Source organism: Pseudomonas sp. D8002, from assembly GCF_013385695.1.
Lineage (GTDB): Bacteria > Pseudomonadota > Gammaproteobacteria > Pseudomonadales > Pseudomonadaceae > Aquipseudomonas.
Genome location: NZ_JACAPM010000041.1, coordinates 28,741 through 36,593, shown reverse-complemented (window position 1 = coordinate 36,593; position 7,853 = coordinate 28,741). Strand labels below are relative to the sequence as shown.

At 64.8% G+C, this 7,853-nt stretch carries 9 protein-coding genes; 3 read left to right on the top strand and 6 right to left on the bottom strand.

What is annotated here, in order from left to right; translation table 11 throughout:
• Nucleotides 1-185 precede the first annotated feature (185 nt).
• Genes gspD through gspG form a run of 5 tightly spaced genes read right to left on the bottom strand, consistent with a single transcriptional unit; the run spans nt 186 to nt 5,511 of the window.
• On the bottom strand, nt 186-2,495 hold the full coding sequence (gene gspD / locus HX807_RS24655; RefSeq protein ID WP_177051381.1) for a type II secretion system secretin GspD: 2,310 nt from the start codon (nt 2,493-2,495) through the stop codon (nt 186-188).
• Entirely contained in the window at nt 2,492-3,016 is a 525-nt protein-coding gene (gene gspM, locus HX807_RS24650) for a type II secretion system protein GspM (RefSeq protein ID WP_177051373.1), read from the bottom strand. The genes gspD and gspM overlap by 4 nt, the downstream gene beginning before the upstream one ends.
• Entirely contained in the window at nt 3,009-4,121 is a 1,113-nt protein-coding gene (gene gspL, locus HX807_RS24645) for a type II secretion system protein GspL (protein ID WP_177051371.1), read from the bottom strand. Before gspL ends, gspM begins: the two co-directional genes overlap by 8 nt.
• The gene (gene gspK / locus HX807_RS24640; protein ID WP_177010048.1) at nt 4,118-5,065 is read right to left on the bottom strand and encodes a type II secretion system minor pseudopilin GspK; all 948 of its coding nucleotides are present in this window, start codon (nt 5,063-5,065) and stop codon (nt 4,118-4,120) included. Before gspK ends, gspL begins: the two co-directional genes overlap by 4 nt.
• Before the next feature lie 8 nt (nt 5,066-5,073).
• Nucleotides 5,074-5,511: a type II secretion system major pseudopilin GspG gene (gene gspG, locus HX807_RS24635; protein ID WP_003218660.1), complete on the bottom strand. Its 438-nt coding sequence runs from the start codon at nt 5,509-5,511 to the stop codon at nt 5,074-5,076.
• A 148-nt stretch (nt 5,512-5,659) separates the two neighbouring features.
• Between gspG and gspI the strand changes: the two genes are divergently transcribed.
• Nucleotides 5,660-6,058: a type II secretion system minor pseudopilin GspI gene (gspI, locus tag HX807_RS24630; RefSeq protein WP_008431408.1), complete on the top strand. Its 399-nt coding sequence runs from the start codon at nt 5,660-5,662 to the stop codon at nt 6,056-6,058.
• Here gspI and HX807_RS24625 read toward each other — a convergent pair.
• Nucleotides 6,045-6,476: a type II secretion system protein N gene (locus HX807_RS24625; protein ID WP_177051369.1), complete on the bottom strand. Its 432-nt coding sequence runs from the start codon at nt 6,474-6,476 to the stop codon at nt 6,045-6,047. The genes gspI and HX807_RS24625 overlap by 14 nt on opposite strands.
• Before the next feature lie 85 nt (nt 6,477-6,561).
• Between HX807_RS24625 and gspH the strand changes: the two genes are divergently transcribed.
• The gene (gspH, locus tag HX807_RS24620; protein ID WP_177051367.1) at nt 6,562-7,014 is read left to right on the top strand and encodes a type II secretion system minor pseudopilin GspH; all 453 of its coding nucleotides are present in this window, start codon (nt 6,562-6,564) and stop codon (nt 7,012-7,014) included.
• Nucleotides 7,007-7,603, top strand: a complete 597-nt coding sequence (locus tag HX807_RS24615; protein ID WP_177023358.1) for a type II secretion system protein GspJ — start codon at nt 7,007-7,009, stop codon at nt 7,601-7,603. Before gspH ends, HX807_RS24615 begins: the two co-directional genes overlap by 8 nt.
• Nucleotides 7,604-7,853: the final 250 nt, after the last annotated feature.

Below are 7,853 nucleotides of genomic sequence, written 5' to 3'. Positions count from 1 at the left end.
CGTCGCGGCGGCCCGCGGAACCGGGCCGGAGTGCGGGCATGCCGAGCCTAGGCGAGGCACCGAGTGGTGGGGCAAAGACCTTTTGGTTACTTTTGGGGCGTTTGCCAAAAGTGACCCGCTGTAAGAGCGGAACCATAGGTGGCCGTTACCGCAGCAACGGATATGCCCCCCATCCAAACCCCAAATCACCGCGGCACCGCCCGAATCACCGCCCTAACCCCCTGCCCCCCGGGAATCGCCTTATCCACCGAAGGCAACTGCGGCGCCTGCACATCCGGCATCGCCCAACTATGCTCCGGCTGCAACCCACCCTGGGCCCTGCGCATAAACTCATAGCGATTCAGCGTAATACTGCGCCCCGCCCCGCCGTCACGAATAATGTAAGGCCGCAAAAACACCATCAAATTAGTCTTCGTCACACTGCGCTTTTCATTCCTGAACAACGCCCCCAACCCCGGAATATCCGACAACCAGGGCACCGCGTCATTGCTCTGGCTATACCCATCCTGCAACAGCCCGCCAAGTACCATGATCTGCCCGTCATCCAGCAAAATACTCGTATCAATCGCCCGCTTGTTCGTCACCGTCCCGGCATCCACCGAAGCCCGCGTGTCGACGCTGCTGACCTCCTGATAAATATCCAGCTTCACCGTCCCCCCCTCGGAAATCTGCGGCCGCACGTTCAGCTTCAGCCCCACTTCCTCCCGCTGTACCGTCTGGAACGGGTTATTGCTGGTCCCGCCGCCACCGGTCACATAACTGCCCGTGACGAAAGGAATCGTCTGCCCCACAAAAATACTCGCCGCCTCGTTATCCAGGGTCAGCAGGTTCGGCGTCGACAACACATTAGTCCCGCCCTTGCTCTTCAACGCCCGGGCCAACACCTTGAGGTCCAGCACCTTGCCAATCCCCGGAATGTCCACCGAGCCGTTCACCAGCCCGATGTTCAAACCCTTGGGCAACACATCAATGCTGGTCTTGCTGGTGGGGGTTCCATTCAAGCCGCTGCCCCCCAGGTTCACCCCGCCAAAGCCCCCCTTCCCGCCCAGGTTGCCCGCCTGCCACTGCACCCCGAACTCGCTGGCATCGTCCTCACCCACTTCGACGATCAAACTCTCGATCACCACCTGGGCGCGACGCTGGTCGAGCATGTCGATCACCTCCCGCAGGTTGCGATACAGCGGGTCCGGCGCGGAGATCAGCAAGGTGTTGGTGGTGGCATCCGCCTGGATGGTCACACCACCCGCGCTGAACGCGGTGTTCTGGTCGCTGGAGGACGAAGCACCAGCGGCACTGGTGTCTTGCCCGTAACCGCTGGGCTGGGCAGTGCCGCTGCCGGTGGGAGTGCCACTGCTGTTCTGGGTACTGCCCTGGCCACCCTGGGTGTTGCCGCCCATGCTGCTCAACTTGCCACGGGCATTATCACTGGTACCGGAGTCGCTCTCGCCGGTCAGCAAGCCCCGCAGCGACTGCGCCAACTTGCCGGCCTGGGCGTTGCGCAGGTACACCACGTGCATATTGCTCGGGTTGCTCTGGGCGTTGTCGAGCTTGTAGATCAGGTTGCGCGCCAGTTCCGTGCGCTCCGGGCTGCCGGCGCGGATGATGATGGAGTTGGAGCGCGGGTCGCCGATCACGTTGATCTTCTGGGTCTGGTCGGCGCCCTGGGTTTCGAGGAGCTCCGAGACCATGGCGGCGATGTCCACGGCGATGCCGTTCTGCACCTTCACCACGTCGGTGTCGATGGCGCTCGGGGTGTCGATGCCGTCGATGATCTGTGCCACCCGCGCCAGGTTTTCCGCGTAGTCGGTGATCACGATGCTGTTGTTGCCGGGGTAGGCGTTGATCGGGTTGTTCGGCGACACGATCGGGCGCAGTACCGGGATCAGGTTCACCGCGTTTTCGTATTGCAGGCGGAAGGTGCGGGTCTGCATGCCCTGCCCGCCCGGGTTGGCGCCGCTGTAGATCGGCCCGCCCAGCAGCTTGGCGTCCGCCTCAGGCACCACCTGGGCCACGCCGCCTACGTCGACCACGCTGAAGCCCTGCATGCGCAGCGCCGCCAGCAGCATGTCGTAGGCCTGGTGCGCCGGTACCTGGCCTTCGCTGACCAACGTGAGGTTGCCTTTGACACGCGGGTCAACCAGGAATTGCTGGCCGGTGGCGCGGGACAAGGCGCGCACCACCGCCTGGATATCGGCGTCGACGAAGTTCAGTTGTACCGGTTGATCACCCAGCGGGTTGCGCGCCCTGGCCGGTGCGGTGCCATGGCTGCGGGCGCTGTTGGTCACCGGGTGTTGCACCCGGGGTGGCGGCACGGTTTCGCGCTGGCGGTCCAGTGGTGTGTCGCCGCTGCGCCGGGTGTCGGCCAGGGGTTGGCCGAGTTCGCTGTCCACCAGCAACGGCGCGGAGGATTGGGGGTTGCTGCACGCTCCCAGCGCCAACAAGAGCAAAGGGGCGACCTTGCGATAAGGCGCAGCGTTGGGCAATGACCACTTCATGAAGCTTCCTTAGCGCCAGGCGCCTGATCCATGCGAACGGTCCCGGACAAGGTGCCGGCCGAGTTTGAAGGGGTGGCCTCGCCTGCGCGTTGCAGGCGGGCCGCAGAGACTTCCAGGGAGAACGGCCGGGGGTTGGCCAGCAGCCAGTCGATCACCGCGTCCGCCGGGGCGTCGTCGAAGGTCAGGCGCCAGCTGCCGGTGTCCTGCGGCTGCAATTGATAGCGGCCCTGCAGCCCGGCGTTGTCGAGGGACTGGTGCAAGGCGGTTTCCAGGTCACTGCTGCGCGGGGCTGGGGCGACGCCTTGCAGCAGCACCTGCAAGGCCTCGGCCTGGCTGCGCAGTTTCGGAGTTTCGGCTTGCCAGTAGTCGATTTTCTTCAGCGGTGGCTGGATCAACAGCAACCAGGTCAGCAGGCCCGCCAGCACCAGGCCGGCACCTGCCAACAGACGTTTTTCACGCATGGCCAGGCCGTTCCAGAACACCTGGGCCTGGCTGCGCAGAAGCTGCCAACGCTTATTCATCTTCGGCCTCATCGTCTGCATCGGCTTCAACGCGCTCGGTAAGCGGGCCGACTGTCCAGCCCTGGTCGTCGCGACTGGCGCTGAACCCGGCCTGGGCCAGCAGCGCCTGCGCGTCAGCGGCCAGCGCCGGGGTCCGGGCGTCCGGCAGCAGGCTCAGCTGCAGGCGGCCTTGCTCGTAGCTCAAGCTCTCGACGCTGCCCGCCATGGACGGCAGGCTGCTGCCCGCCAGCGCCAGCAAGCCGGTAAAGCGCTGCCCAGGTTCGGCCGCCGCGCCGCTCTGGCGTGCGGCCAGTTGCTGACGGGCTTGTTGCAGCGCGTTGAGAATCACCGGCAGTTCGGGGAAGGCCTGGCGTACTTGCTGGCTCATCTGCGCCTTGAGGCGTTGGCCTTCGTCGACCTGGCGGGCGGCGTAGAGGTTCAGGCCCAGGGCCCAGATGGCGACCGCCAGCGCCGTGCAGGCCGCCGCCCTGCCCCAGCCACCGGTTGCCGCCTGCTGGAGCCGACCGTGCAAACCCCAGCCCGGCGCGGTACCGCTCCAACGGGCATCGTCGGCCACATGGAGCACATCGACACCGGTGGCGAGCAGATCATCCAGCGCGGGCTGTCCCAACGGATGCACCGCACCCTGCTGGACACTGAGGCGCAGCAGCAAATGCCCGTCGCTGAATGCCGCGCTCGGTTGCCCGCTGACTGGCAACGCATACGGCGCCGGGTACAGCCCACGCACTTTGATTTGCAGCTGGGTCGTTATCCGGCCCAGGTGCTCAAGGCTGCTTTTGGGCAGCCAGCCGACCTGCACCAGGCCGCTGCTGTCCCGTGGACCGTGGGCCACATGCATCAATTCCAGCGGGCCGAGGATCAATGCCTGGGCCGCACAGGTCACTGCATCGTCGACCTTGGCGGAGGGCAATTGCGGCAGCTCCAGGCTGGTCAGCAAGCTGTCCCGTGGATGCAGAAAACACTCCGCCTGGGTATTCGCCCATTGCGCCAGGCGGCCCTCGCCCTGCTGGCTGACCTGCCCGGCGCGGTCCAGCCAGGCGAACTGCACCTGGCTCTCGGTGGTGAGTTCATCCAGCGGCGGCAAGCCGATGCGCAAACGCTTCATACGCCCACCCGCGACCAGATCACCTGAGGCTGACGGTCTTCCGGGCGATACAGCAACGCCTCCAGCGTGACCCGACGCTGCTCGCGGCGCGCCTGGCCGTGCACGCGAAACCACTCGCTGGTGATCCCCACCTGCACCGTGTCCACCGCGACTTGTGGCATGCGCAACCGGTTGACGAAATCCCCGCGATTGACAAACCAGCGCCCGCCGTCGCGCTCGGCCACCAGTGCCTGAGCCTGGGACAGGCTGAGCCCCGGCACCACGCTACTGAGTACCTCGGCGCTGGCGGTATTGCCGTTGACCCAGGTATTGCCGGGCAGCACGCTGACATAGCTCGCCATGCGCCGCAGTTGGCGCGGGTCGAGGCCTTCGATACCGCTGAGGTCGGTGAGGCTGCGCAACATCGGGTACTTGGCCGGGATCAATGGCGCGGCGGCACCGGGCGAGGTATCCCGGCTGCTGTTGAAACCGCCGGTAAGCGAGGCGCCGAGCTCGCGCTGGTCGTATGAGTCGATCACTCGCCGGCTGATGCGGCGACTCACGGCCGGCTCGATGCCGATCAACTGGCACAGGCGTTCGAAGCTCTGCAATTGCCCGGCGTCCAGGTGTTGTTGGGTCACCAGATTGCGCAGGTTGAACTTGCCCTGCTCATCCTCAATCCGCCCCTCGAAAGCACCGCCGAGGGGCCGTGCCCACGGTTGATCGAGCCGGGTCAACACGTCCTGGCGGCGCGCGTCCCACAGGAGCTGGCGACTGGTTTCCAGACCGCCATTCAACAACCATTGGCCCTGGATACGCAGTTGTTCAGCTTCCAGGCTGCGGGTGAAGACGGTTTGCCGGGTGAGCATGGCGCCGGCAAGCACCGCGACCACGGCGGCGATCAGCAAGGCGCTGATAATCGCCATGCCGCGCTGCTTCGCCGCTGTAGGCGAATGGCTGTTCATCGCCGGCCTTACAGCTGCCAGGAGCCGATATCGGCATTCACGCCGTCACCATCAGGTTTCCCGTCGGCGCCGAGGGAGAACACATCCACTTCGCCGTTGGCCCCTGGGTTGAGGTAGTGATACGGGTTGCCCCACGGGTCGTTGGGCAAGCGTTCGAGGTAGGCGCGCCAGTTGCTGTTTTTCGCATCGGCCGGGCGTTCCACCAGCACCTTCAAGCCCTGGTTCATGCTGGGATACGAGCCGTGGTCGAGGCGGTAGAGTTTCAGGGCCTGCATCAGCCCGCCAATGTCCTGCCGGGCCGCTGTGGCCCGCGCCTGGTCGGGGCGGTCGAGCACCTTGGGCACCACCAGCGCCGCCAGAATCCCCAGGATCACCACGACCACCATGATCTCGATCAGGGTGAAACCGCGCTGCCTGCGCGCTGACGTGAAGTGTGCGATATCCATGTCGACATTCCTTGGCTTGAGTGCATTTCGTGGCGCAGTGTTGCAAGAACACATGTCAGTCATGTTGAAAATCCTCGGGAGCTTTGGTCGCCAATCGGTCAACTCCCGGGGCTAGTCTGCGGGCCTGTTTCCCGGTTTTGAGTACGCCATGGGCGGGCCCCGCAACGAGCAAGGTTTCACCCTGATTGAAGTGTTGGTGGCACTGGCGATCATCGCCGTGGCCATGGCGGCGGCGGTACGCGTGGCCGGGCTGATGACCACCAGCAACGGCCTGCTGCGGGACAAGTCGATGGCGCTGCTGGCAGCCCAGGGCCGGATGGCGGAACTGCGCCTGGAAGGTCGGGTGAGCACCGGGCGCAAGACGTTCGACTGCGACCAGGGCCGGCTGAAACTGCGTTGCGAACAGACCATCAGCAACGGGCCGGATGGGCGCCTGTTCCAGGTCAGCGTGCAGGTGCTGGACGCCACCCGGGAAGCGCCCCCCCTGGCACGCCTGGAGACACTGCTGGGGCGCCCGCCGGTGAAGCGCCCGGTTACTGCCGAATGAGGCTTGGCAACGCCGGCCCGTCGGGCAACTTGTCGAGGGGCACGCGGATTTTTTCCGCGCCGCGCTCGATCTCCACGCTATCGCCTTCAATGGCCGTCAGCCGCACGCCGGGGCTCAGGCGTTCACCCAACAAAAAGCTGCGGGGCGGGCCGTCGTTGAGACTGAGGATCGCCACCGCCCCACGCGCCCCGGCAAGCACCCCGGAGACCTTGATCTGCATCACCGCCGGGGTATTGGAAAACCATTGCACGGCGGGGTTGTCGCTGCGGGCCGCCAACGCCTGGGGCGCGGCCTGCGGGGTGTGGGACTCGGCCGACGTGAGCAACAGTGGCGTCCAGGTCGCAACCCCTGCCAGCACCGCCAGCAACGCCAAGGCCTGGACGCCATGGGCGGGTGAAAAACGATGGATGAATGCCATGGGCGGGACCTCCTGTTTGTCCGTCGCCTCAGGCTACAGGGCAATTCACACCTTTTTATTTCAGCGGTTGATCAGGGAGCAAAAAATGAAACAGCAGGGCTTCACGTTGATCGAGTTGATGGTGGTGCTGGTGATCATCGGCATCGCCAGTGCGGCCATCAGCCTGAGCATCAAGCCTGATCCGCTGCACCTGCTGCGCAAGGACGCGGAACGCTTGAGCCAATTGCTGCAGGTGGCCCAGGCCGAGGCGCGTGCCGATGGCCGGGCGATTACCTGGAAAGCCGATGCCAAGGGATTTCGCTTCAGCCGCGTGACGGATGATGGGCTGGAAGTGGAGAACTTCAGCGGCGATCAGCAATTGCGTCCGCGGGCCTGGGACAGTGCGCCGATGCAGGTGCGCATCGAGCCCGGGAAAACATTGGTGCTGGATGCTGAATGGGTGAACCCGCCGGTGCGGGTGGTGCTGTCGGATGGGCAATACAGCCTTAGCCTGCAACGGGATGCGGCGGGGTTGTTGCGGGTGGTGAGTCATGAGTGACCAGAAGGGTTTTACGCTGATCGAGGTGATGGTGGCGATCATGTTGATGGCGGTGGTCAGTGTGATTGCCTGGCGCGGGTTGGACAGTGTGACCCGGGCTGATCAGCATTTGCAGGCCAGCAGTGAGCAGACGGAGGTGTTGTTGCGGGCGCTGAACCAGATGCAGCTGGATGTGAGCTTGCGCGCGGGGGTTGAGTTGGGGCCGCCGATTGGCGAAGACGCGCCGAAGCCTGGCGGGTTGGCGGCGGTGTCGGTGAGGAGTTCGGACAGCAAGGGGTTTCGGCTGGAGGTGATCCGGAGTGCGCCGATTCCTGGGGATGGGTTGCAGCGGGTGCGGTGGTGGCTCAAGGGCGACACGCTGTACCGGGCAGCTGCACCGGCGCGGGATCGGTATCCGCTGCCGGCGCCCAGGGATGCGGTGGCGGTGCTTGGGCAGGTCAGGGATTTGCAGGTGCGGGTTTGGGACAAGGGGTGGCGGCAGTTGAGTGGGAATCGGCAGGAGGAACCGCTGGGGATCGAGGTGGTTCTGGTGCGGGAGACGGGCCAGGGGGTGGAGCGGTATCGGCAGGTTTTGGGGCCCTTGCGGTAGGGCTTTTTGGGGTGGTGTACATATCCGTTATTTTTGTTATGGCTGATATGGGTTCCGCTCACTTTCGAAAAGCCGGAATGCCGGCCCAGTCAAAAGTAAGCAAAACGCTCTTGCCCCACCACTCGGCTCCTCGCTTAGGCTTGAGTGTTGAAGAGCAAAATCAAAAGCTAAAGCGGGCGCGGTCCAAATGTGGGAGCGGGCTTGCTCGCGAAGGTCGTTAACGATGAAGCGGGCATTCTGGATGAACGCG